We start from the raw sequence: 26854 nt of genomic DNA on the forward strand, positions 1-26854 counted from the left end.
ATTAGAAGTCTAATATTCAACAACGTAATTATCTAAAATCCTGAGTTCTTAAGAACTCAGGATTTTTTTATTTAATATTGCTCATCCCTACAATGTTTTAAAGTCTCAACCTATACGCTTTAGATATTGATAATAAGTAAGAAAACTGTTTATTATCAGCACTCTATATGCTTTTTTTGAGGTGCATTTTCTAGAGTATTTCATTATTTCATAAAGAAATACTATTATATTCGCGAAATTAAATTAAATTTTATATGGGGAAACTTTACTTTTTTTTAATATTATTACTAATTACAAGTGTTACTTCTTACAGTCAGTGTGCAGAAGAAGTGACTTATGTAGTATGTGATATGACTACTGTAGACGATGATGGTGATAGCATACCAGATGGTATCATTAATCTTTACGAAGAGCTTAGTGCAATTACTGGAACTACAATAAATGATACTGATGGTATGTTTTTGGATCCAGACTTCAACTTTGCTCTTGATCCTGGAGGCAATGGAGATCTTTATCTTTGGAATTTAGATAATTCTTCGGAATTTGAATCGAGCTATCAATTTCAATTTTTAGATTCTAGTTCTGGATGTCCAGATGATATCCGCTATTTGTTCAATATTGTATTAGGGCCTTTCGCTGGCACTCCTACACCGCAGTCTGGTTCTTCATCAGCAAATATAACTGTCTGTGAAGCGGGGCTTATAGATTTTGATTTGTTTCAAGTTTTTGAATCTAACCCAGCACCTCACGAGAATGGAGTATGGGCTTTCATAGGTAATGACGGGGATCCCACAAATTTTCAGTTCTTATCTCAAGAGGGTAGATTTTCTGCTACGATTCCTTACTCACCAAACGATGGAAGTTTAGTAGACTCAGATGTTTTTGAATTTACATATACTGTAGAGGGAATAGCACCTTGTGCAGCAGAAGATGTATCAACTTTTAGAGTAGAAGTAGTTAGAGATATTCAGTCAGGAAGTCCAGGATCTGAATTCTTGTGCCAATCAGAAATGGTTGCAGGGGGAACCTGGGATAGAAATATTTCTCTTGCTACAGAATATCTTGCAAATGAAGATGTAGAAGGGACTTGGTCAAGTGACTTTGATCCAAGTGGTCAAATTTCAGGACCTGGAGATGATACTATTAATCTTTACCAAGCATATTTAGATTATGTAACTACGTTTGGTCCAGCTATAGGTTGTTTATCTTTTTCATATACCTATACCGTTGAACCAAGGATCAATCTAGCAGATTGTAATGAAAAAGAGTCTACCATCACATTTACTATTTCAGAAGAAATTAGACCATTCTCGCAAACAGTAGCTTATGAAATTTGTGAGGATGCAGAGTCGCCGGTAAGTCTAGACTTGTACGACCAATTAGAATTTACAACTGAGGTATGGAATAACCCTTCTACAGGGATGGATCAAAATGTTCTTTTTGATTACCCTAATGATAACTGTACTAACTGGGAACTTATATCAGGACCCTCTACTTTAGGAATTCTTAATAACACAGGTCGCGTGCCAGGTAACTCTACCATAGATTGGTGTAGTGCTTTTATAAACGGTATTGGTTATACGACAAATTATAGGTCAAGAGGAAGAATAAGTTTTGCCGGAGCAGACCCTGGAACTTATGTTTTTAGATATACGGTATTGCCATCTTATCATTGTCAAATTGTTGGTTCATGCAATACAGATGCTAGTTGTACGCACCCTTGTGATATACAAACGGCAGATGTTGTTGTTGTTATACATCCTAAAAACTATGCTGGAGAAGATACAACAGATATCGAGGAAAATCAATTTTGTGAATCTGATGGCACGCTAGTATTGACAGACCTTCTTAATACAAATGGGACAGATACTGTTTACGTAGGACCTGACGGCGTTTGGACAGATTTAGACACTCAAACAACAATTGATAACAACTTTACAATACCCGAGATAACTACAGTTACACAAGATTTTAACTTTGAATATAACACTATTACTGATGAAGGTTGTACAGACGCTGCTTTATTAAGTTTTAGAGTTTTTCAACAATATGATCCAGGGATGGATAGCTCTGTTGATGTATGTAGGGATGGTGGTGAGATTGATTTATTCACATTAATAGCTGGAACTCCAGATACTAACGGAAGTTGGACAGGACCAGATGGATATACAAGTGATACAAATACAGCCCCATTTGACCCTTCGACAAATACAACTGGAGATTATATTTACACTGTTCCTGATAATGGGTTATGCTTGAGTGCCCAAGCAATAATAACAGTATCAATAGGCGATGCAGATTATGCTGGCGAAGATGTCTCTGGTGTTGAATTGTGTGATAGTGCTGGATCAGTAAATTTATTTGATTTGCTAGACCCAGATGGAACTGCTAATGTAACTCAAGGAGGCGAATTTACAGACGCCTCTAATACTGTCATTTCAAATCCATTTGTTTTTCCGGCTATAGATACTCAACAAACGTATGAGTTTACCTATACAACAACATCTACTGCAGGTTGTACTGATCAAGCAATTTTAAATTTTACTGTATTTGAACAGAAAGATGCAGGAATAGATGCAATTACAGAATATTGTGAGAATGAAGACATGATAGTAAACCTTTTTAGTCTTTTAAATGGTACACCTGATGATAATGGAGACTGGACTGGCCCTGATAATTATAGTGCATCTGGTTCTTCAGCAGAGATTAATCCAACAACTGCAGTAAGCGGCGTCTATACCTATAGTTTTGCAGAAGTAGGAGGGTGTGCAGCCAGTACAGCCACAGTAACAGTAACTGTTTATGAAGAGGTAACTGCTGGAGCAGAGATAAATACATCTGTGTGTCCTGGTGATTATACGCTTTTCTTGTCAGATCTATTAGAAGATGGAGCTACTCTTGGAGGAGAATTTATTGACCTCGATACGATGTTAGAAGTACCTGGTGGTACAGTTGAGGTAGCCAGTCTTGGTGAAAATACTTTTTCTTATTTATATATTGTTGAGAATGGTACCTGCCCACAGGATGACACAACCATAACATTTACTATAACAGCAAGACCTGAAGAGCCTACGGTATCAAACGTTGCAGAGTTTTACTGTATTAATGATGGAATAACTCTAGGAGATCTCAATGTTGAAGGAGCAGATGAATTTGCTTGGTTCGCTTTCGCGGAAGCGGGAGAAGAGTTACCGTTATCTACCTTATTAGTAGACGGAGAGGTATACTACCTTGCGGCTCTTGATGATAGTGGTTGTGAGTCTAATCGCGTACCATACGAAGCAAGCGTAAGGCCTCTATCAAATGACTCTTGTCAAATAGATATTACTAATGGAGTTTCAGATAATGATGATGGTATCAATGATGATTTAAGTTTAGGTTCGTTACCAGATGTCTTCCCAAATTTTGATATTCAAATTTTTAATAGATACGGTACGATTGTTTATAAAGGGAATAGAAATACTCCATTATTTAATGGAAGTGCAAATACTGGTTCTTCACTAGGGAATCAACTCCCTACAGGAGTATATTTCTATATCTTCTATCCTAACGATATGAATTCGGCTCCTATAGATGGTACTTTTTACTTAAGTAGATAACATAACAACGTCAAGATGAAAATTAAGATATTTATAATCGCGGCATTTTGTAGTTTTTCTACGTTTGCCCAGCAAGAACCGCAGTACACACAATATATGTATAACATGGGGGTAGTAAACCCAGCATATATGATTAATGAGCCTGGTTTAATAAGAGTAGGAAGCCTTTATCGATCTCAGTGGGTAGGCTTAGATGGCGCTCCAAAAACAGCAAACGTTTTTGGAAACATCCCTCTTAATGAACGTTTAGAATTAGGCATAAATTATGTAAACGATCAGATAGGAAATATACTTACACAAAATTATGTAAATGCAAATTTTGCGTATCGCATTAATGTAGGTAAAACTACAAATCTATCTTTTGGGTTAAAATTAGGTCTTGATAACCTCAGTCTAGACTTTACAGACCAAGGCCTGCAAGGAGATGATAGTTTCCAAAATGGACAGAAAAACTCTATAGATATTGGAGCAGGACTATTCTTATTTGATAGAAACTACTATTTAGGATTAAGCTCCCCTAATGTTATCCCTTATGAAATAGAATCTGGAACACAAGATATTTTGTACAAGAAGACTCCTACACTATACTTTATGGGGGGCTATGTTTATGAAGTGAGCGATATGCTTAAGGTTAAACCATCGACTGTTGTAAAGTGGATTAGTGGTTCACCGCTTACATTCGACTTATCTCTTAACGCTTTATATGCAGATAGATTTGAACTAGGAGTGTCATATAGACATCAAGATGCTATAGCAGCACTTGCAGGGTTTAATATTACTCAAGATTTAAAAATAGGGTATAGTTACGATTTTAATACGAGTGATCTAAATAGTTTCAATAACGGTAGTCACGAGGTTTTCCTTATATACGCTTTTGATATATTAGGGTTACAAAAACGTTACATATCTCCAAGATTTTATTAAGATGAAAAAAATTTTTACAATATTTCTGGTTGTTTCTATGGTATCAAATGCTATAGCACAACTTCAACGAGCAGATCGATATTATAATGTTGGGGATTTTGCTAGTGCAGCAGAGAACTATACAATTGCATTTGAAAATGAAAATCATAAAGAGATTCTTACAAAGCTTATTTCTAGTTATTATTTAAGTCAAGACTATGCAAATGCCTTGACATATTTAAAACTTCTTGTAGGAGGTCGTTTTTTAGAAGGTGACAAATCATATGATAATAACTACAATTTTATCATGTATGATGTTCTTAATGTAAAAGGGAACATCAAAGAGGCGGTTGATTATTTAGAGTTATATCATAATAATGGTGGACGACCTTTTGATAAAGAAAAAGCCTTACAGATACTAAAAGAACTAGAAGGTACCAACTCAGCCTTTAAAATAGTTAAAAGCAATTTAAGCTCTGAGTCTGATGATTTTGGAGCTGTAAGAGTAGGTGATAGCATATTTTTTGTTTCAGATAGACCTAGTGAAAATGTTTTAAGTAATTTATTTGGCAAGCGTTTTAAAACAACACAACGCCCCTTTTTAGATATTTATGGAGTACGTGTAAATGATAAAAATGAATTTGCAGATGAGCCTGTTTTATTATCTAAAGCTATTAATTCTAAATTACACGATGGAAACTTTTGCTTTAATTCTGAAGGTTCAGAAATGTTTATCTCTCGTAGTGCATTCAGTGAGGGTGATACAGATCGAATATTTGACGAAGAAGGAACAAATCGCGTTCACTTGTATAAAAGTGTTCGTATCGATGGTATTTGGAGAGAGGCAGAGCGCTTACCATTTGTAAGAGATGAATTCTCTTATATGCACCCATCACTTACGAGGGATGGTAGACGTTTATATTTCTCATCAGATATGGATGGGGGCCTTGGAGGTTTTGATATTTATTATGTAATGATTAGCCTTGATGGATCTTATGGAACACCTGTTAATCTAGGCCCTACAATTAATACAACTCAAAGAGATCAATTTCCCTATGTTTCTGGAACTGGAGATCTTTATTATTCAACAAATGGTCGTGTAGGTCTTGGTATGTTAGATGTTTTTGTGGCGCCACTTACCGTCAAAGGCTTTACAGAACCTATAAATTTGGGAGCACCTATAAACTCAAAGTATGACGATTTTAGTTTTTCTTATTATAAAGATAATAACGGTTTAGTAGCTACTAGTCGTAATGGAACAAATGATGACATATATAGCTTTATTCAAAACGGAGATTTTATTAAAAGAGAATTCAATACATTATTTGAAATACGTGACGCTGTAACAAATGAATTAATTCCTAATGCCAAAATAAGAATTGAAGGATACCAAGGGAAAGAAATTTATAATGAAAGTAAAGAGGCTCCATCAGCATTTAATATTCCACTCGCTGTAGATGACTATACATTTATTGGTTCTGGAGATAATTATCCAGAAACTAGGATGAAAATTGAAGTACGCGGAAATACTAATGAACCCTACGTGTTCAAAGTAGATAGAATCTTTACAGAAGAAGAACTACGAATAATCGATGAGAAAAACTTAGCAAAGGATCTCAAAGAAAAAGATCCAAGTCGTTTTGAACTTCTAACAGATACAATAGGACCAGAGGTCATAGAAAAAGATGGAAGATTATATATAGATGTCGCACCTATCTATTTTGACTTTGATTTATCAGTTATTAGAGAGGATTCAGAAAAAGTACTAGATGAGTTGGCAAAGAAGCTATTAAAGTATGAAAAGATAAAACTTAAAATTGAGTCACATACAGATAGTCGTGGCCCAGCAGCGTATAACTTACCACTCTCAGAAAGACGTGCTAAGTCAACTTTTGATTACCTAGTAAGCAAAGGTGTAAATCCGTCTCGTTTAGAATACAAAGGCTTCGGCAGTTCAGATCCTGTAGTTAAATGTGCCGCTGGAGAATGTACTGATGAGCAATATCAATTAAATAGGCGAAGTGAATTTGAAATTACAGGTTATTAATCAATTATAGATACACAATCAAAAACCCCATTTAATAATTATTAAATGGGGTTTTTAGTTACTTTAAATCCGACATGCTGTTTTACCAATTTCTTTAAACTAATTATAAAAAAACCAATATGGAGTAGCTTTTAAATTATTAATAAAATTAGTAAAAACTAAGATTCATTACCATTATGAGCCTTGGTTTGCAATGTATTGTCAAATTGTAGTGTTCTAATCGGGAATGGAATATTTATATCATTGGTGTCAAATGATTTCTTGATGGCAAGCATTCCTTTGTGTTTTGCAGAAAGTTTTTGTTTTCCATTTACACAATCTACCCAGTATCTACAGATAAAATTAATTGAACTACCGCCAAATTCAGTATAGAAAAACTCTACCTCTTCATTTTTTCCATCCTGAGAAAATTTTTCATTTATGGTATCTTTGGTAAGTTTTTCTACCAGCTCTAAATCAGATTCATAACCTACGCCACATTCTATAATAATACGCATGCGTTTAGTCACAGAGTAATTTTTCATAGGGTTATCTGTAACTGTTTTATTAGGAATCACTACAATATTATTATCTGGCTCTCTTATACTAAAATTGTTAAGCTTAATATCTTCAATAAACCCAGTGTAACCACTTGTTTCAATCCAATCCCCTATGTTAACCCTTTTTCTAAAAGATAGAATAACACCAGCGATTCCATTTGCTAAAGCTCCTTGTAAAGCAAGACCTATTACTAAACCTGAAACCCCAGCACCAGCAATAAGCGTATTTAATGTTTTATCCAGATTAAGCACTCCTAAGGCAAGGAAAAGTCCTATAAGTACCACAATTACCGCAAGAGCTCTCCCTATAAGTTTTACAATAGATCTTTGGGGAACATATTTCTGAATGATCTTTTGAGAATACTTATTTACAAAGCGAGATATAAAATAGGCAATAAGCAAAACAACTACTGCCACCCCAAGATTCGGTAGATTTTTAATAAATGCTTCAACCCAGCCCCATAATTTGTCACTAAGATTGTTAAATGATTCTGTAATTTTATCCATAGTACATTTAGTAAGTTTTGCGGTAAATTAATAATAGAGTTAAAAGAAATCAATTTTTTTAACCATCATTAACGGTCTATTTCATTAGAATTTATAATATAAGTTACGCTTTCGCGAAAGCGTAGCCCCTATAAAACTATAAAGCAATCCTTGGATTACCCTGTGTTTTTTTTGCAGATAAATGCCCCTCTTCGATAATATCTTCTATTTCTTCGTGAACATCTTCAGGGATGCTGGGGTTTTCAACATCAGTGTCTTTTAAAGGAAATGCAATTTCGTAATACATAGCAAAGTGATCTGAACCAAATGTTTCGAGACGATTCATTTTTGTTACATGGAGATCTTTTGAGTAAAATAGGTGATCTAAAGGAAACCTTAGTAACCAATAATTTGCATGAAAAGAAGGGTATAACCCCCGACCTACACGTGGGTCGTGATATCCAGTGATTTTTGTAAAAAGGCGAGATGTTTTTGACCACACTACATCATTTAAATCCCCACAAACTACAGTAGCATCTTTTGATTCTCTACAAATCTTCCCTACAATCATAAGTTCTGCATCTCTTTCTTTTGATGTTTCATTTTCAGTAGGACTAGGTGGAGCAGGATGGATCGCAATGAGATTAAATTGCTGGTGAGCAAATTTTAATTCACAATGGATGGATGGAATATCTTGTTCAACTAAGTATTTAACGTCTGCTGTTTGGAACGGAACTTTGGAATACATATGCATTCCATAAAAATTATCTAAAGGTACTTTTACAGTATGCTTGTATTCTGGAAATGCTTTAGAAATAGCTTTCTCCCACTTTTGATCAGACTCCATAGTGATGAAAATGTCTGGGGAATTCTTTTTTACAATTGATATAAACTTATCGTAGTTATGATTGGTTTGAAGCACATTTGCGGTAATTAACGTAAGCTTGTCTTCATGAAATGTTGCTTGTGGTTTACGTCTATGATAAAAAGGAGTGTATGGCTGTATTAACCATAGCTGATAAGATAAAACAGCTGCCAATAATCCTAAAAGGATATAATGGATATCTTGAAAAGAAGACCAAAATATAAACCCAGCAATAAGCAGTAAAATCTGTATAAAAGCTGTTTGAATTCGTACAAAATCAAAAAATCGTACACACCAGTGGCTAGACGGGAGTAGAGGTAGGAGAGGAAATAGAATAAAAATTACATATAGGGCTATAAGCATACGTAAAAATATAAAAGCATCGCCTTTAATGCGATGCTTTTTACAATAGTTTAAGATTGAATGTTTTTAGCTCTCTCCTAGAAGTTCTGCCATTTTTGCGCCTAAGGCAGGACCTCTAAGGTCTTTTGCGATAATTACGCCATTCTCATCAAGTAAAAAAGTAGCAGGTATTGCTCGTACACCATATTTTCTAGGGATAGGATCTTGCCAAAATTGAAGATTTGACACATGGTTCCAGTCCATTTTATCTTTAATGATGGCTTTTTTCCAACGTTCTTCTTGTCCTGGGCGATCTAGTGATACGCTTATGATATTAAGTCCTTTATCGTGATATTGATTATATACATTCACAACATTAGGATTTTCTCTACGACAGGGTCCACACCAAGATGCCCAAAAGTCAATAATTGTATATTTTCCTAAGACTTCATTAAGTGATAATTCTTTGCCATCGGGAGTTTTTGCTGTAAAATCTGGTGCTTTATTGCCTACGCTAGCAAGATTACTCGCAATACGTTGTGACTTAAGTTGTGCAATGTAATTCTCTACACTATTTCCTATAATAGAGTTTTGTACATCACTGGAAAGGCTGTTAAAATAGCTTTCTGTTTCTTCTATAGTTAATTTCTTAGCATTTACAAGGTCAGATAACGCCATTATAGCAACCATTTTATCAGGGTTATTAGTAACTAGTTGCTTTTTATCTTCAACAGAGGATTTATCTAAAGCTGCAATTTGTTTTCTTAATAAGTTCACCATTATACCATCAGTTTCTCTTTGCGAGACTTGCATATCAATAGACAACTTTTGTTTTTTTGTAGATTCAATCCTGTTTTTATTACGATACTGGTTGAATAGCTCATTTTCTACACTTCCTTCTACTAGAGAAGTTGCAATACTATCTTTATAAAGTGTAATCATGACTGGTTTATCCTCTTTTACTAACAAAAGTGGAGGTTGATTTTTTTCTATACTAAGCAACAGAAGCCCTTTTCCATCTGATATAGTAGTATCAAAGGAAAATTTTTCTGATGCCACTATTGCGGTATCAATGGCAATCCGTTTATTATTTTCGCCAAGTTCTTCAAGCACTATTTGAGTACCCTCTGGCACCCCCACAGCAGTTCCCTTTATACGATTAGTGTCTTTATTTGAGCAAGAAGATACTAGAACGATGAGTAATAAAATAAATATTCGATTCATTTTCTGTAATTTTAGGTAACAAAAATACGACTACATCGTATAATACAGAAAGGATGTGGATCTTTGTAGGTAAATAGTATGAAAAACACCTGGCATTTTAAACAGCAAGAATCACCTTTAGAGTTGCGCTTTAGTTTATCAAAACTAGCTCAACACTATAAGGAGCAGCTTTCTGATGCCACTGGTTCTCAGCTCCACAGGGCGCAAGAAATAACTGGGCTAATTGAAAGTAACCCTAAACTTGTAACTGGGCTTAAAAATACCGAGGAAATTGCTCAATACCAAAAGGAGATAGACAATTGTCTGAATGACTTGTTTCCAAATGCATTACAGCATAATGAAATTAAGGTTGCTTCTATGCCATTTCAAGAAGCTGCGATCAAATCAAGCCAGCGTTATAAAGATATTGTCGCGATACCTGGAAACGGCTTTATTCCTAAAATAAAAAATTTTAATGATGATCATTATTATATAATGGGATGTAGCATTATTTTAATGAAATGCTATAATTTTAAAATTGACTTCAGGAGACCATTTTTCTATGAAATACCAGATGCTACTGGTATGATGAGACATTATAGAATGCTATATAATGCAGATTATGTCGCTATAGAAAAGAAAAAGAATACACCTGTTATAACCCAAGAAGATGTAGATATACTCTTGGATAGTTTTGAAAATATTGATTTGTGGAGAGAGAAATTCCCTCCAGAAAGTTATATTTTTAAAGGATTTGTGATCGCTAATCTCTATGACGCAACCACAGATGCCTCCATATCAAATTTAAAATCTGGTTTGTTGAGGTATGAACAAGAAAACCATGATTTTACACACGACTTTCATACAATATTTCAATCTCTTTTTAATCTTCCAGAATTACAAATAGGTTTTTCAAATTATAATAAAGAACAACAAACTTTTGAACTTGTTCCTTTTAAAGAAATAAGCAGTTATTTGCTATATGGACAGTCTGAGGGATCATGTAATAGTATTTTATGTAAAGGTTCTTATGACTCTGTTTTCAAAACAGGTTCTTATTTTGCAATTTCAGATGTTGTAAAATATCACAAGCAGAACCCATCCATAAAGATGTACGAAAATCTTTATGATCAAGGTATTAAGAGTGTGATTTTAGCACCCATAAGAAACAACGGACAGCTATTAGGTATTCTGGAACTTGCTTCACCTAACAAAGGAGCGCTTAACAGTATTAACTCTAATAAACTGGCAGATGTAATGCCCTATTTAGTTGACTCTGTTTTGAGGAGTAAAGAAAAACAGGAGAATGAAATTGACCTTATTATACAAAATGAATGTACCTCTATACACAAAAGTGTGTACTGGAAATTTGAACAAGAGGCAAAACGATTTTTAAAGTTACAACTAGAGGGGGATAGTAATGTTCAGTTTAGAGATGTAGTCTTTAGAAACGTCTACCCATTATTTGCTCAGGTTGATATTAAGGGCTCTTCAGAGGCTCGAAATACTGCTACACAACAAGATATTTTACTGCAATTATCTAATGCAATAGAAATACTTGAGGAAGCTTTTAAAAATGAAAACTTACCTATTTACGAGCAATTAATTTTTACTCTTCAAGAATATTTTAAAGAAACCACGCTTGCTCTGGAAGTAGATAGTGAGCGTAAAATTTTAAACTTTTTAAGCTCAAATATACGCCCTTTATTTTCTCATTTATTAAAGAAAAACGATGAGTTACATAAACTCATATCTTCTTATAGAAGCCAGCTAGAAGATAACTTAGGTTTGGTTTATAAACATCGTAAGGTTTACGACGAGTCTGTTATGCTTCTTAACCGTCGCATGGCATCATTACTTGAAAGAAAACAAAAAGAAGCACAAAAGATGTACCCTCATTTTTTTGAGCTTTTTAAAACAGATGGGGTTGAACATAATATGTATATAGGAGAATCTATCACTAAGGACGAAAGTTTTAATAAGATTTACCTATATAACTTAAGATTATGGCAATTACAAATGGTTTGTGAGATGGAGAATGTACATTTCTCGCTTTCGCGAAAGCAAGAAAAACCACTTGAAGTAGCTTCTATGATTTTAGTATTTAATACATCACTTTCTGTTCGTTATCGTATGGATGAAAAACGTTTTGATGTTGATGGCACTTATAATGCTAGATACGAGGTTGTGAAAAAACGTGTAGATAAGGCATTTATAAAGGGCACCGAAGAGCGTATCACACAAGCTGGTAAATTGACAATTGTATATTCTCAAAGGGAAGATGAAAAAGAATATTTAAAGTATATAAGCTTCTTACAAGCTAAAAATCAGCTAGGAGATCAAATAGAAATTCTCGAGTTAGAGGATTTACAGGCTGTAACGGGACTAAAAGCTATACGGGTTAATATTCTATATAAACAGCAAAAAGGACCTAATAAAAAGGAATTTTATACCTACGAAGATTTAATTGACGAAATATCGTCTTAATTATTGAGCTCGGTAAAAAAAATCAGGTCTGTATAATTTATACAGACCTGATTTTGATTTTTACTGTTATGCTATATAAGGCTAGAAATTATATTTGCCAGTCCTTCTACATCTTCTACAACCTCTACAACTTTATCGCGATACGCAAAGAAAATCGCAAATGTCAAAACAGAAATGATAATTCCTACCATAAATACATTATAAGTTATACGCAGGAGTTTATACTTTCTATCTAAAACTACTCCTAAGAAATATAAATCTTTAGTGAGTGCAGAATAGATGTAATCTTTATCTTGAAGCATTTCTCCTATAGCCCACTCATAATCCTCTAGCTTCATCTTATGAAAATTTCCAAAGAACAGAAGGTTTACCTTTTTCTTCCGTACATCTTCTTTGTCAAACTCCCCACGAGTCACATTAGGTCTAGTGGCAAGAATACTCAAGACCATAGAAAGCACAGCAAACATAACAAAGATTGCCGTGGGATAAATAAGGTGTGCATTACTAGGTGATTCCAGTTTGGGAATAAGATTAGCAAGTGCCAATGAGATTACAATGGCATTTACAGAGAGTAAGATATTTGCTTTTGTATCTGCAATATCGCTCAGTTTAATATGATTACGCAAAGCAATACGATACATAGACTGTATTCCTTTTTCTGGACTAGCATCTTTAAGTTTAACCTTAATTCTCTCTTTCTTGCGCATTTTTTTATTTTTCTTGCGCGTTTTCAAAAGTTTTTTAAGATTTTCATCCTTCTTAGGCTTCCAATTCTCTAAGGCATAATCTGTATAATATTGATGCTTTACAGTAAACATCTCTATATTAGCTTTCACCCATTCTTCAGGGGTGTAGTCTTTGATGCCTTTTATTTTAAGCTCTTGTCTCAAATATTCACTTGCTTCTGGAAAATATCCTTTTGAGAAGTGCGAAGCATCAGCATCTCTAAGTACTTTTTCTAAAAATGTTTGAGGCTCCACGCGCATATCTGTCGCTAGGATAATATTGACTATTTCATCTGTTAATTCGCTGTCGACATTATTTTCCTGAAGAAACTCTCGAGCAATTTTTGCGCTTTCTGCCTCATGGTCTTTGGTCCCATTTATATACCCAACATCATGCAGAAGTGCAGCTAGTTGTAAAGCGAGCTTTTCATCATCTTTAAGTTTTCTTTCACTATTATCTATTATTTCTTGGGTACTTTTAAGAACTCTTTTAGTATGCACGTAGTTGTGATAAATACACGTTTTAGGAAGTTCATTATCAAATAGTTCAGAAACAAATTGATCAGCTTTTTTTAAGATTTGGCTCATGGTTATTAACTAATATTAGAGACTAAAAATACATCAAATAATAACAGATGAATAAAAATTACCTTTTTCTTAACGTCTTGCTCTGCCTGCTCTTAAGCGGCTGTGCAACGTACAATGCAAAATATCTAGATGAAAAATTTCAACCAGAAAATTTTGATAACAGTTCGCTTTCGCGAAAGCGTATAAACACCTCTTTTTATTTAATAGGTGACGCTGGTGGAGATAAAGATGGTGGGAGTACGTATGCTCTTGATGCTTTTAAAAAAGTTATAGATACCTCAAAAACTGAAAATGATTATGCCATATTTTTAGGAGATAATATATACGAGGCCGGACTTCCTAAGAAAAAAAGCCCAGAGCGTAAAGAAGCAGAAAGAAGACTAAATATACAAATAGCTTCTGTTGAAAATTTTGAAGGAAAGAAATTATTTATTCCAGGAAATCATGATTGGTACGCAGGAGGTGTAGAGGGAGTAAAACGTCAAGAGAAATATATAAAAGATGCTTTTGATGATAATGAGGCTTTTCAACCAGAGAACGGTTGCCCTATCGAGATGAAAGGTGTAAATGATGAGATAGAGTTAATGATTATTGATACACAATGGTATTTAGAAAATTGGGATAATCATCCTACGATAAATGATGAGTGTACCATTAGAACAAGGGAGGCATTATTTCTTGAGATCGAGAATGAGTTTAAGAAAAATAATGAAAAAACAATAGTTGTTGTCATGCATCACCCTATGTATACTAATGGTATTCACGGAGGAAAGTACAGTATTGATAAACACTTATACCCATCACAGAGTAAATTTCCATTACCAATACTTGCATCACTCGTTACTCAAATACGGTCGCAGGGAGGGGTTTCTATACAGGATAGATATAATAAACAGTATAATGAGTTAATGCAACGTATCTCTGTCTTAGCAAGTGATACTGATAAGGTAATATTTGCTTCTGGACATGAACATAGCTTACAATATATTGAGCACGATGCCATTAAACAGATCGTAAGTGGTGCGGGCGCAAAGCAATCTGCAGCAGCCTTAGGTGATGATGGTCTTTTCTCTTATGGAGGTCAAGGGTTTGCAATCTTAGATATATTTGAAGACGAGTCTTCTGCCGTGCGCTTCTACAGCGCTGTAGACGGAAATCCTAAGCTTTTATTTACTAAAGAGGTATTCCCCCCTAGAAAGAAAGTAAACTTAGATTCCTTACCAAAATTTTATCCACAAACCGTTAAAGCATCAATATACCAGCAAAATGACACAGATGTTTCTGAAGTTCATAAATCACTTTGGGGAGACCACTATAGAGAAGTCTATGGCACTCCAGTTACGGCTCAAGTAGCTACGCTAGACACACTTATGGGTGGGTTTACAGTAGATAGAAAAGGAGGTGGTCATCAAACAAGGTCTTTACGACTAAGAGACAAAGATGGTAGAGCATATAATTTAAGAGCTTTACGAAAGAGCGCAGTACAATTTTTACAAAGTGTTGCTTTCAAAGATAAATTTGTACAGGAAGAATTTAAAAATACTTTTACAGAAGATTTAATTTTAGACTTCTATACTTCTGCGCATCCTTATGCATCATTAGCCGTAGCAGAGCTTTCTAATGCGGTAGGTATTTATCATACAAATCCTAAGCTAGTATATATCCCTAAGCATAAAGCATTAGGTAAGTACAATGATGAATATGGAGATGAATTATACTTTATAGAAGAGAGACCCGATGAAGATTTCCTGATGGTAGATTCTTTTGGAAATCCAGACAGTATTGATAGCACAGAAGACTTATTTGAGAATTTACGAGATGATGAAGAGTATCAGGTAGATGAAAACGCTTTTTTGAGAGCACGTATTTTTGATATGCTCATAGGAGACTGGGATAGACATACGGACCAATGGAGATGGGCAAGATTTGATGAGAATGGAAAAAAAATTTATAAACCTATTCCAAGAGATAGAGATCAAGTCTTTTCTAAATTTGACGGAGCAATCTTAGGAACATTAAAAACATTAATACCCGCAGTACAACAATTTCAAAATTATGATGGTGATGTAGAAAATGTAAAATGGATTAATGAAGCAGGCATTAAGATGGACCGTACGTTACTAAGGAATGCCACAAAGCAAGATTGGATACGTGAAGCGCAGTTTATTCAAGATAATCTTTCTGATGAAGAGATAGATATCGCTTTTTCTAAGCTTCCATTGGAAGTGCAAGATCTGGGTGTTAGTACGATAAAGGAAAGTTTGAGAGAACGTAGATCAAATATTGTTGATATTGCAAAAGACTACTATAATTACATTTCTTCACTAATAATTATTACGGGAACAGATAAGGATGATCACTTTGAAATTACAAGAGGAAATGGAGAAACAAGAGTACAAATTTCTAGAATCAAAGATGATAAAGTCCAAGAACCTTTTGTAGATAGGCTCATTAGATCTGATGAAACTAGAGAAATATGGATATATGGATTAGATGATGATGATGTATTTCATGTAAGTGGTGAGGGCAAAAGACCTATAAAAATGAAAATCATAGGTGGTCAGAACAACGATATTTATGATATAGAAGATGGGCGTAGACTAAAGGTTTTTGAACACAAAACAAAACCTAATACTGTTAAACAGAGAGGTGGTGCACATATTAAATTTTCAAACATTTATAATTTCAATACCTATGATCCACTTAAGAAAAAGAGTGTATCTAATAGTATTCTTCCTGCCATAGGTTTTAACCCAGACGATGGGTTCTTGGTAGGAATATCAGATGTATTTACCACTTTTGGGTTTAAAAATGACCCTTTTTCTAGTAAGCATACTTTTAATGCTACCTATTCATTTGCCACAAAGGCGATTAACTTAAACTATGAAGGTGATTTTGCAAATGCCTTTGGACAGTGGAATCTCGTGGTAGGAGGTAAGTTTACCAATGAAAGCTTTTCCCGTAACTTCTTTGGTTTTGGTAATGAAACAGAAAATTTTGACGATGATTTAGGTCTAGATTACAATAGAGTACGCAATGGTGAGTTAGGTGCACACCTAGGTGTTGAGAGTGATAATACCTTTGGAAGCAAATTAAGAATAATAGCAAATTTTGAAAGAATTGAGATAGAACAAACAGAAGGTAGAGTTCTAGCAGACCCAGAAATCTTTACGCCAGATCTTAACAATTTCTATGGAGGGCAATCCTTTGTTGGAGTAGAAGGGGCTTACACTTATGTAAGTGCAGATAATGATGCTAACCCCACTAGAGGATTTGAATTTGCAGCGATTGTAGGTGGTAAGCGTAACCTTAGTTCTGGAGATAGAATGTATGCGTATCTCAACCCTAAAATGGGATTCTATAATGCGCTCTCTCGTAATAGAAAACTCGTTTTAAAAACGCTTATTCAATCGCAACTTAGATTGGGTGATGACTTTGAATTTTATCAAGCAGCTTCATTAGGAGCACGTACAGGATTAAGAGGTTATCGCTTTAATAGATTTACTGGAGAAGCAGCACTAGCAGGCTCTGCAGACTTGAGGTATAGCTTTGACCAATTCTCTGCTGGGTTATTACCTGTTCAAATCGGTGTTTTTGGTGGAGGAGATTTAGGTAGAGTTTGGGTTGATAATCAAGAAAGTGATAAATGGCATAATGACTTTGGGGGAGGATTTTGGGTCAATATGATTGATACCGTTTCAGGACAAGTAGGAGCATTTGTGGGAGAAGATGGAATGCGTATTGATTTTAGATTCGGTGTTCGTTTGTAGACCCTGCCTTATTACATTTTTAGTAACCTCAAGAACATCAATTATTTTAAAATGGTTGACAGTTTTAAATAGTTTAATTAATCCTGCGAGGTAACTTCGCAGGATTTTTTTTTTGATTAGAGCTAGTTCTTTAGCTCTTTTGAAAGCATACTTTTCTGATTGATAAAAAACTTGTTTGCTAAACCAAAAAAATGTACAGCAGTAGGATAGGCTCAGCCCTGGTTATTGTGGGACTTGTGAGATAAAAATTTTTATGATAGAAGTCTTTGCTGTTGATCATAGATATTAATAGTGGTATTAACTACTTTATTCTTTAGTTTTTCATCAGAGTGTTCATCTTCAAAGTACTTGATTTCTGAGCTGAAGTCTCTTTAGATTTAGGCATTTAGTGTTTGATTGTATTTGTTCAGTCTAAGGAACCCCGTTTACAGAACCAAAACATAACAAAATAATGCAGAGACAATAATCTTGCCCTGAATACCGTAAGTTTTTTTGTATTTCTATAAGTCATCTCGCACATTTCTAGGATGCTTTCGCGAAAGCGTAACTAATCTATAGTCTTCATGCTTCTTGTTCTAGCAGTGACATTTTTAAGATGCTATAAATTAGTGCTTCATCAACATAAAAAAGCTAAGTAAAATTATTACAAATCATTTAAAGACCCATGGAGAATGCAAAACCAAGTCTACCGCCTTCTGGCCCCGTAAAATAATTAATAGAAGCATTTACGACCGCTGCTGTAGATAACTTTACTCCACCTCCATAGCTATAATGCAGCTGTTTACTTTTCTCCTCTGTGATCCAGACGCGACCAGTATCATAACCTAAATACCCTTGCATTCTTAAAGGAAATAGTGCCGTACGTAACGGTTTAAATTTGTAAGCCAAATCTATAGATCCTGTCAATGACTGTTTTCCAGTAAATCTACTTTGTCTATAAGACCTCAAACCATTATCAGCTCCTATATTTGCTAACTTATAGAAGGGTATGCTTTCACCAAAACGAATTTGACCCTTTACAGAGGTTTTAAAAATTAAATTTCTAGAAGTATCTATAGCGTTCCAAAAAGTAATACTAGGATCCAAGATGCCTACAGTTGCTGTACTATTCAATTCGTCAGAAAACTCACCGTTTACAGTAAAGTTCATTCCCCTTGTTGGAAAAAGTACATCATCTATACTATGATAGGCATAGGTTGCATCTACAGTAAAGTAATCTGTAGATGTAATCAAATCGGGTTCTCGTAATTTATCACCTAGATCGTAATGTTCTGCAAGTAATTGAATTGCTGCTGCCGTACCGTACTCCCCATTGTAATAAGTACCTATCCCTCCAGAAAAATGCTGCATGACTATTCTATTTGCATCAAAAGAATTAGATCTATTTTCTGACTCGTTACCTAATCCAAAGAAATTCTGTGTGTAATTTGCTGTGGTAGCTCTCGCATTTGCTTGAAAGTTCCAATCTTTAAAAAGATGCCCACGATGCCATGCCATGCGAGCATCGGCTGCTTGCGTTAAAGAGAAATACTGTACACTTATATCAGTTTTTGTAGTAAAAGGGTTTCCTTCAAATCCTTTTGTTTTTTTACTTACGTTAAGATGCGGAGTTACTCCAGTATCTGGATTGTACGATAGTTCAAGGCCAAATCCAGAACCTCCACCAGGCATACGCTCTGTATCATAAATATGATTTTCATAAATATCATCTATATGATAGCTAGCATTTCCTTTTTTCTTTATTTCATTTTTATACGATTTCTGATCGTAAATCGTAACATTATTCCCTCCATTAACGATAAATGTATCCTCATCTAAACCTCCAGTAATTACAACTTTAATCGGACTTGATTTTGTTGCTTGAACTTCAAATATATCTTTGTCATCTAATCCATATATCCAAAGATCCTTCGTTTGAGATGGGCTAAAATAACGATCAAATAAAAGCGTTCCTTTCTCACCATCTTTGATTCTATGTGCCGTCACATGAACACCTCCTTCTGGAGTGTTTGTAATTACAAAATGATCATCTTTATCAGTTCCTTTTAAGGTCTGAAAAGTCATAAAATGATCGTAATAGCGTGTAACAATATCATTGAGGTTACGCTTTCGCGAAAGCAAATCGTCTTGAATACCTTTCCAAATGTCATCTTGAATTTCCTTAGGAGCTTCACTAAATGCTTTTGATACGACCTCTGGAGTGATCCGATCTTGTATAAATTTTATTTCTTCCTCCCATACGGACCAGTCTGATCGTTGCACAAGGGCTCTGTCTAGATTAATAGCACTTCTGCTAAATTGTTCTATATAGGGTATGTTGGGACCATATTTTCCAAACTGTCTAGTACCACTCATAAACTTTTGTAAACGTTCTAAAAAACTTCCATCAAAGTTTGCAAATACTTGATCTCTATCTCTAGGTACCGCAATATAGTTTGTGATCCCATCTTTCTCATCTATTTGAGATTGTGCCCATCTCCATTGATCTTCGTGTCGGTCCCAATCACCTATGAGCATATCAAATATGCGAGCCCTTATATAAACACGTTCATCAAGCTTGTTTTGCTCATCTTCACGTATTTCTTCAAAAAGATCAGGCGTACTTTCTACTTCTTTACTATTAGAAAACATATGTGAATTACTAAAGTCACCGTCTGGCTTCTCGACAATCATATATAATAAATTACCATGAGTTTCATTGAACTCACCAAGAGCCTTTTGTTTAGGTACGAAATAGAGCTTGGGATGTGTGTGATTAATTTTTATTGATCCCGCTAGTCTAGGTATTGCAAATGCTCCATAGGGGTGTGCTGCAGTGTAAAAGTCTTCAATTATAGTTGCAGGAACCGTTCCTTCAAAATAATCATCTGCATTAAGGTCATTGTATCCAGCAGATTTTAGAAAAGCGATTGGATCTTTTGCAATGGCGCGCATATTGAATTCTTTGTCATCCTTAGTAACAAGTCTAAGAGATAGTGTTTGATTACCACCACCAGCTCTTTCTACTTTAAGACCACCGTATAAAGTATCTAAAATGGCAACAGGAGCTTCTACGGGAACACCATAGACGTAGCGATAATGCTTTCCCCAAAATTTTTCATATTTAGCACTTTTAACAACACTTTCTGCAGGATATACAGAAGCAATTTTTGTTTTTGGGAAACTACTGCTTAGGCTATCTATATTGTACTCTTTTGGCTTTGGGAAGGCTTGTTTATTATAAATTTCTGTAAATTCAGTTCCATTAAAGGTGTAGAAATGCACAGATGATGATCCATCTTTATAAATTCTCGTTTCAGAAATACCTGGTTTTGTGGATGTAAAAAGCCCTCTTTTACCAAGACGAGCAGGTTTTACTGAACTACCAGTACCAGAGATTACTTGCTTTATACTTTTATGATCTATATATTGTAGAGAGCGCTCGTGTCCTGAAAGTACAATAACATTAGGCGCCTCAAAAGCGGCTAGCTCTATAATTTCCATAAGCTCATTCATAAGAGGATTATAACGATCCTGTTTTGACAAGCCTCCTTGAGAACGTAAGAATGACCAAAAGGTTCCTGCTACTGGTATAAAAACATTTTCTGTTGTAGGTCTATATACAACTTCTGCTGGAATTTCTCCTCCATATACACCATTTGTATAAAGAGGGTGGTGCATAGCTATAAGTATTGTTTTGTGCCGTGCTTTCCGCATCTCACTACTTAGTAGCGCTTTAAACTGTTCTCGCGTTTTAATTTGACATTTGTCATTGATTCCCGCCACCTTACTCCAATCTTCGATGTACCATTGAGAATTGATGAGCATAACCTCAATATCGTCACTCACATCAATAACTTCGAGAGGGCAACCATTTTTAGGTAAAAAATGGTCTTCCTCCTGATAATAATCTTCAATATAAGTTTCGATTTTTTCAAGACCTTCAACACCATATTCATTCCACTCTTGTTCACCAGTAAGGAAAAGTGTCTGTCCTTTAAACTTTGTAGAAAGATCAAGTTGAAGCGTCAAAGTTTCCTCATTTTGAGGTGTCTTTAGATTACTGCTATGTATATTATCACCTAAGAAAAGTAAAAAGTCACCGTCTTTACTTTTTAGGGATAGAGATTCTTTTAAAGCCTCTAGGAATTCTTTGTCAGGACCTTTTTTATAGGCTCCTACATTTGCTATGCTGTAAAAGCTTCTGTATGAATTAGACGTGTTAAGATATGTTAGACGTTTATTTGTGTCTTTAAACAAGTCAGAGTGAACTGCACATCCTTGAATAAATGTAATACAAGCCATAGCAATAATGATCTTGTATTTTGAAAAATGCCTGAGTAATAATTTAGATTTCAATAGTTGATATTTTGAGCAAGATACGAGGATATATGCCTAATTTTTTCCTACTAAAAACATAAATTATGTTAACTGATCTTTTCTAAGTACTGCATAAAAATAAACCTCCATACAGCTAACTGTATGGAGGTTTATAATTAATGGTTATAAAGATTAAATCCTTATAAAATCTTTGTTGAGGTTTGCGTCTTCAATCATATTTCTAGTAAAACTTAAGTGTCCCTTTGTTGTTACTATTCTAAATCTGTAATCTTTTACTTTGGTTAAAGTATCGAGTAATAACCATTTTGATTTTAATAATTTTGGCTTAGCTGATTTTAGGCTTACTTCAAAAAAGTATTTAATACCTCTTTTCTCAGCAACGATATCTGGTGTTAAAGCATTTCCTGTTTCTTGACGAGTATAGGAGTGAGGGGTTGTATAGCCTTCGACATCTGCTTTGATATTTTCGAATCCTTTATTTTCTAGATATTCGATAGTTTCTGTTAAAAATTCTGTGTTTTTCTCTACGTTCTTGTCTACTTGTATCATAGTCTGTAATATACGGAGAGATAGCGGTAGATTTTCCCAAGGCCGGGTTAAAGCTTGATAGTTTATAGTTAAAATAAATGTTTTAATTGGTATAAGCTTTTCGCAAGAGCGTTATTGAAATATATTCAACCTGTTTGTAATCTAGCTATTTTACTATAAAAGTAAATGAGGGTATGTAATCTTACATACCCTCATTTATAGTATAATACAAAGTTTATCAATTTTTGAATATTCAAAAATTAGGTTCGCATTACATATTTGGCATGTCAATATTTAATAAATTTTGTTTGTCCATTTGATCTCTCGCACTTTTTAGTTCACTTTCAGTTGGTTTTGTAGGTAATTGGTCTTTTGCCTTATTAGGCTCGAGTGTCAATTCTGTATATAGCGGGAAGTGATCAGAATTTATCCCATCTGTATGATCAAATGATTTAACTCTAAATTCTTCAGAAGTGAAAATATGATCTAATGGCCAACGCATCAAGATATTTTTTGCATTAAAAGTATTGTGAAAACCTCGACCTATACGAGGGTCTAATAATCTACTTACTTTTCTAAATAATGACGTTGTGCGAGACCAAGTAACATCGTTAAAGTCGCCTAAAACAATAACAGGCATCTTACGGTCATTAACCGTTAAGGCTGTTTTCATCATTTCCGTATCTCTATCAGAACTCATAGGGTTATGCTGGGGCATAGGTGGCGTGGGATGTATGGTGTATAGTTGAAATTGTTCTCCACTAGGAAGAGAAACTACTGCCTCCATAGAAGGAATTTCCTTATCAACTAAATGACGAATTTTCTGATTAGAAATAGGTAATCTAGAATAAAAAAGCATTCCGTACGTATTATCAAGTGGTTCTAGCATTTGATAACGATAGTTTTTTGCTAAAGATTGATGAACAGCATTTTTCCATGATTGATCTGTCTCCATGAGCAAAATAATATCTGGATCTTTTTTAGAAATTTGATCTAATACTAATTGATACTCCTTGTTTTTCTGAAGAACGTTTGCACTGTAGATCTTTAAAGTATTAGATGATTCAGTGATAGTACTGTCATGAACCTCATAAGAAGCAAGTGGCGTGTACTCATAGATTTTTACCATTTGATAAATAAAGCAAGCTAAAAGTATGCCTACAAATATATAGTCTTTATAATATTTTACATCAAAGCGAATAAAATATACTGCTAATGCTATAAAAGTAAGACCAGTAAGCTGTGCATGCGGAAAGTCAAATACGCGAATCCACCAATAATCTAATGCAATAAGAGGAAGCAGCGTTAATAATATGGCGATAATGCCAAAACCTTGAAGAAAGCTTTTTAATTTCAAAATATATGAGTTTGGTTAGTTGGAACCAAATTAGATGTATTTGAATAAGTAAGCTCTTAAATACTTCCCAAATAGTAAAACATTAAGAAATATTTCTAAAAGTAATTTCGTAGAATTTAAGTTGTTTAGATAACAACTTGTAAATTATTAGAGGCTTTAAGACAAAAAAATCATTCGTAACTTACAGCAGTTCCCATTACAGATATGGCTCTGGTGAGACCATCTCGAGTTATCTCCATGTCCATTGAGATACCTATTACTGCCATTGCTTGTTTTTCCTTAGCTAGGATAGCTAGTTTCTCAAAAGCTTCTTTTTTACCTGCTTCAATACCCTCTTCTGCATTTTCATAAATTTTCTCAGTTTTAAAATGATCCATAAAACTCATGCCCTTACTGGTGTTTGGTTTCACATAGACAGTGGCTGTAATAATTCCTATATAGTTATTTATTAATTTTCCTTGTATACTGTTAGTCGTTGTAAGTAGCATAGATTTGTATTTTTTCTATAAGAAAATGATATTAGAAATTGTTACGCTTTCGCGAAAGCAAAAATTTAAAAATCCTCTTTCTCTTTTGTAGTAGATTCTTTTTGAATCATAACGCGCTGTGTGGCGAGATGCTCCCCACTATTGAGGGTGGCAATAAACTTAACAAGCTCTTCCCTTAAATAACAATGGAGATCCCACGTGGTTGAAGCATCCTTTGCACTACAAAGACCACGTATTTCTATAGATTTTTCTGTGACGTTAGTAACCTGTACCACTGGTTCATGTTGTTCATCCCAATGTTCTGAATTTACTAATAGTTGAGCAAACTTTTCTCTCACTTTCTGTACGTCAATATGGTAATCTGCATAGACAACAACGGGTCGTACTTGATGCGCATTTGTCATTGACCAGTTTTCAAAAGGCTTAGAAATAATATCTTTCAAGGGAACAATTAATCTTCTAGCATCCCATGTCCTTACAACCATGTAGGTAAAACGAATATCTTCTACATAACCCCATTCGTTTTCTATATATACAGTATCTCCTATACTGGCAGGTTGAGTAAGTGCGATTTGAATTCCTGCAATAATATTGCCTAAGGTATTTTGTGCAGCCACACCTAGAATAATGGTGATTAATCCTGCAGAGGCTAGCAAGGAAATACCTAATTTCTCTAGGGACCTAAACTGTGATAGAATCACAGAGATAGCCACAATAATTATTATGATCGTTAAGATTCTACGAGCAACAGAAATATAGGTCATAATCATACGGGCTCGCTTATTTTCTTCTAATGAAGAATCTCCCACACGATTTTCTGCTACGTAAGCAAAGAAGTAGTCAATAAAATTCATTAAAAACCACGCGATAGATGCAATCACTATTACAAGTAAAATAGCATATAGTGTGCTAGCCAGTGTTCCTGAAAAGGATATGAGATAGGTAAGCGTTAGGTAGAAGAAAAGAACACCAAGTACAATACCAGCGGGAGTGGCCATTTTTGTAGCGATAGATTTGAGCCAAGGTCTTTTAGATTTTAGAAATAACTTTCGAGTAATGTAGGCAAAGAACTTGCCTAGAAAATAAGATATAAAAATGAGCAAAATTGTACCCATAAGTTTCCATAATGGAATTCCAAAAATTGCTACTCTTGCCCAGTCTGGCATTGCTCTGTCTAACTTTCTAGGGCCATAAATGGCATAGAGACTTTCAATATTTTCAACAGTGTTTGCGCTTATCATCCAGAAGGCACCCCAGTTTTTGAGGCGTACACGTTGCAATCTCAAGACAGCATCGCGTCCATCAAGAGCAACTTCTCCAAAAACGACACTTCTTCTAGGCTCTCCTGCAATAGGTTGATTTGTAGATGTTCCTATATCCACCTGGCCGTCTGGTCTGTCAGATATATTTCCCCAATCGATACTTACTCGTTGATTAAGTACAAAGTAAAATTTCTCTGCTAATACCGCTGCCTCTTCTTTAGTAACCTCCTTAGGAAACAAATTGAGGTTGAGTGCATAGGCAGCGTCCTCAAAATTACCTTGCTTGCAACTATTTATAAAATGTTCTAGCGTAGCTTGTGGACTTTGAAAATTAAATTTACGTGGAGGTAACCCTATATTGTCATTAAGACGATCTAATTGATAATAAGCTTCATTGTAATCACCAATAGGATTGCTTAAATAAGTGCCTTTCTTTGGGATGGTGTCACTAAGCTTGGGGTATTCTTGACCGTTCTGCTTAGTTTCATTTTTATCTTGCGCAAGAAGTATAGGCTGTATACATAGTGTTAAGAGGATTATATGAAAGAAAAAATTAAATTTTAGAGAAGGCATAGTTTGTAAGCTATTTAAAATTCCATAGGAACTTCAATGATTAAAATTTTAGAGTCAGATTGTATAGTAATCTCTACTTTGTCAACATCAGAGATACCTATTGCATCTCTTTTATTAAGAAGATTTCCTGCGATCTGTGCATTTCCTTCTAACACAAAAAGGAATATTCCATCACCCTTTTTTTTAAGAGAATAAATGGTAGTTGTTTCCTCAATAAATTCTCCTATATGAAACCATGCATCTTGATAGATCCATACTCCTTCATCACTTTTATTAGGAGATAGAATCTGTACAAATTCGTTCTTTTTTCCATCTTCATTTATCTTCAACTGGTCATAACGAGGGTCTACGGGTCGTTTATTAGGAAGGATCCATATTTGAAGAAACTTTACTTCTTGATCACTATTTTTATTATACTCACTATGGTCTACACCTGTTCCTGCACTCATCACTTGAATATCTCCTTCTTTAATGACGGTTTTGTTTCCCATACTGTCACTATGCTCAAGATCTCCTGATAATGGAATCGAAACAATCTCCATATTAAGATGTCTGTGCATATCAAACCCACGACCTCCAGCTACAGTATCATCATTTAAAACGCGCATGGCACCAAAGTTCATTCTTGATGGATCATGATAACCAGCAAAGCTAAAAGTGTGATGACTTTTAAGCCATCCATGATTAGCATAGCCTCGTGAATCTGCTTTATATATAGTAGTTTTCATATTTATTTTGATTTAGAAGAGCAACTTTTTAGCGTTAGTGTAAG

Annotated in this window: 15 protein-coding genes; 5 read left to right on the forward strand and 10 right to left on the reverse strand. The window is 34.7% G+C overall.

Features of this window, described 5'->3' with window-relative positions; genetic code table 11:
* Positions 1-254 precede the first annotated feature (254 nt).
* From OD90_RS00545 to OD90_RS00555, 3 genes are read left to right on the forward strand one after another with little or no spacing between them, the layout of a single operon-like run.
* Entirely contained in the window at positions 255-3599 is a 3345-nt protein-coding gene (locus OD90_RS00545) for a gliding motility-associated C-terminal domain-containing protein (RefSeq protein ID WP_144665278.1), read from the forward strand.
* A 15-nt stretch (positions 3600-3614) separates the two neighbouring features.
* Positions 3615-4523 carry a type IX secretion system membrane protein PorP/SprF gene (locus OD90_RS00550; protein ID WP_144665279.1) on the forward strand — a complete coding sequence of 303 codons (909 nt, stop codon included), beginning with the start codon at positions 3615-3617 and terminating at the stop codon, positions 4521-4523.
* 1 nt (position 4524) lies between these two features.
* A complete protein-coding gene (locus OD90_RS00555) occupies positions 4525-6549 on the forward strand; it encodes an OmpA family protein (protein ID WP_144665280.1) in 2025 nt (674 codons plus the stop codon).
* Positions 6550-6707: 158 nt separating this feature from the next.
* On the opposite strand, the gene OD90_RS00560 is transcribed toward OD90_RS00555, so the two are convergent.
* The 3 genes from OD90_RS00560 to OD90_RS00570 form a co-directional block, all read right to left on the reverse strand.
* Positions 6708-7595, reverse strand: a complete 888-nt coding sequence (locus tag OD90_RS00560; RefSeq protein WP_144665281.1) for a mechanosensitive ion channel family protein — start codon at positions 7593-7595, stop codon at positions 6708-6710.
* 136 nt (positions 7596-7731) lie between these two features.
* Positions 7732-8802, reverse strand: coding sequence for an endonuclease/exonuclease/phosphatase family protein (locus OD90_RS00565; protein WP_144665282.1), 1071 nt, complete (start codon positions 8800-8802; stop codon positions 7732-7734).
* A gap of 66 nt (positions 8803-8868) precedes the next feature.
* Entirely contained in the window at positions 8869-10005 is a 1137-nt protein-coding gene (locus OD90_RS00570) for a TlpA disulfide reductase family protein (protein WP_144665283.1), read from the reverse strand.
* A 78-nt stretch (positions 10006-10083) separates the two neighbouring features.
* Between OD90_RS00570 and OD90_RS00575 the strand changes: the two genes are divergently transcribed.
* Positions 10084-12471, forward strand: coding sequence for a GAF domain-containing protein (locus OD90_RS00575; RefSeq protein WP_144665284.1), 2388 nt, complete (start codon positions 10084-10086; stop codon positions 12469-12471).
* A 71-nt stretch (positions 12472-12542) separates the two neighbouring features.
* Here OD90_RS00575 and OD90_RS00580 read toward each other — a convergent pair whose 3' ends face one another.
* Complete coding sequence (locus OD90_RS00580; protein WP_144665285.1) at positions 12543-13784, reverse strand: Pycsar system effector family protein; 1242 nt, start codon at positions 13782-13784, stop codon at positions 12543-12545.
* Positions 13785-13831: 47 nt separating this feature from the next.
* Between OD90_RS00580 and OD90_RS00585 the strand changes: the two genes are divergently transcribed.
* Positions 13832-17554, forward strand: a complete 3723-nt coding sequence (locus OD90_RS00585; protein ID WP_144665286.1) for a metallophosphoesterase — start codon at positions 13832-13834, stop codon at positions 17552-17554.
* 654 nt (positions 17555-18208) lie between these two features.
* Here the strand turns inward: OD90_RS00585 and OD90_RS00590 are convergent.
* The 6 genes from OD90_RS00590 to OD90_RS00615 all read right to left on the reverse strand — a co-directional run bounded on the left by OD90_RS00590 (position 18209) and on the right by OD90_RS00615 (position 26810).
* Complete coding sequence (locus tag OD90_RS00590) at positions 18209-21892, reverse strand: outer membrane protein assembly factor (RefSeq protein WP_261374435.1); 3684 nt, start codon at positions 21890-21892, stop codon at positions 18209-18211.
* Positions 21893-22045: 153 nt separating this feature from the next.
* Positions 22046-22423 carry a hypothetical protein gene (locus OD90_RS00595; protein WP_144665287.1) on the reverse strand — a complete coding sequence of 126 codons (378 nt, stop codon included), beginning with the start codon at positions 22421-22423 and terminating at the stop codon, positions 22046-22048.
* Between the two features lie 250 nt (positions 22424-22673).
* Positions 22674-23759, reverse strand: a complete 1086-nt coding sequence (locus tag OD90_RS00600; protein WP_144665288.1) for an endonuclease/exonuclease/phosphatase family protein — start codon at positions 23757-23759, stop codon at positions 22674-22676.
* 170 nt (positions 23760-23929) lie between these two features.
* Positions 23930-24247: a heavy metal-binding domain-containing protein gene (locus tag OD90_RS00605; RefSeq protein WP_144665289.1), complete on the reverse strand. Its 318-nt coding sequence runs from the start codon at positions 24245-24247 to the stop codon at positions 23930-23932.
* A gap of 65 nt (positions 24248-24312) precedes the next feature.
* Positions 24313-26082, reverse strand: coding sequence for a mechanosensitive ion channel family protein (locus OD90_RS00610; RefSeq protein WP_144665290.1), 1770 nt, complete (start codon positions 26080-26082; stop codon positions 24313-24315).
* A gap of 14 nt (positions 26083-26096) precedes the next feature.
* Positions 26097-26810 carry a pirin family protein gene (locus OD90_RS00615; RefSeq protein WP_144665291.1) on the reverse strand — a complete coding sequence of 238 codons (714 nt, stop codon included), beginning with the start codon at positions 26808-26810 and terminating at the stop codon, positions 26097-26099.
* Positions 26811-26854 lie beyond the last annotated feature (44 nt).

Origin of the sequence: Dokdonia sp. Hel_I_53, from assembly GCF_007827465.1 — a bacterium.
GTDB lineage: Bacteria > Bacteroidota > Bacteroidia > Flavobacteriales > Flavobacteriaceae > Dokdonia.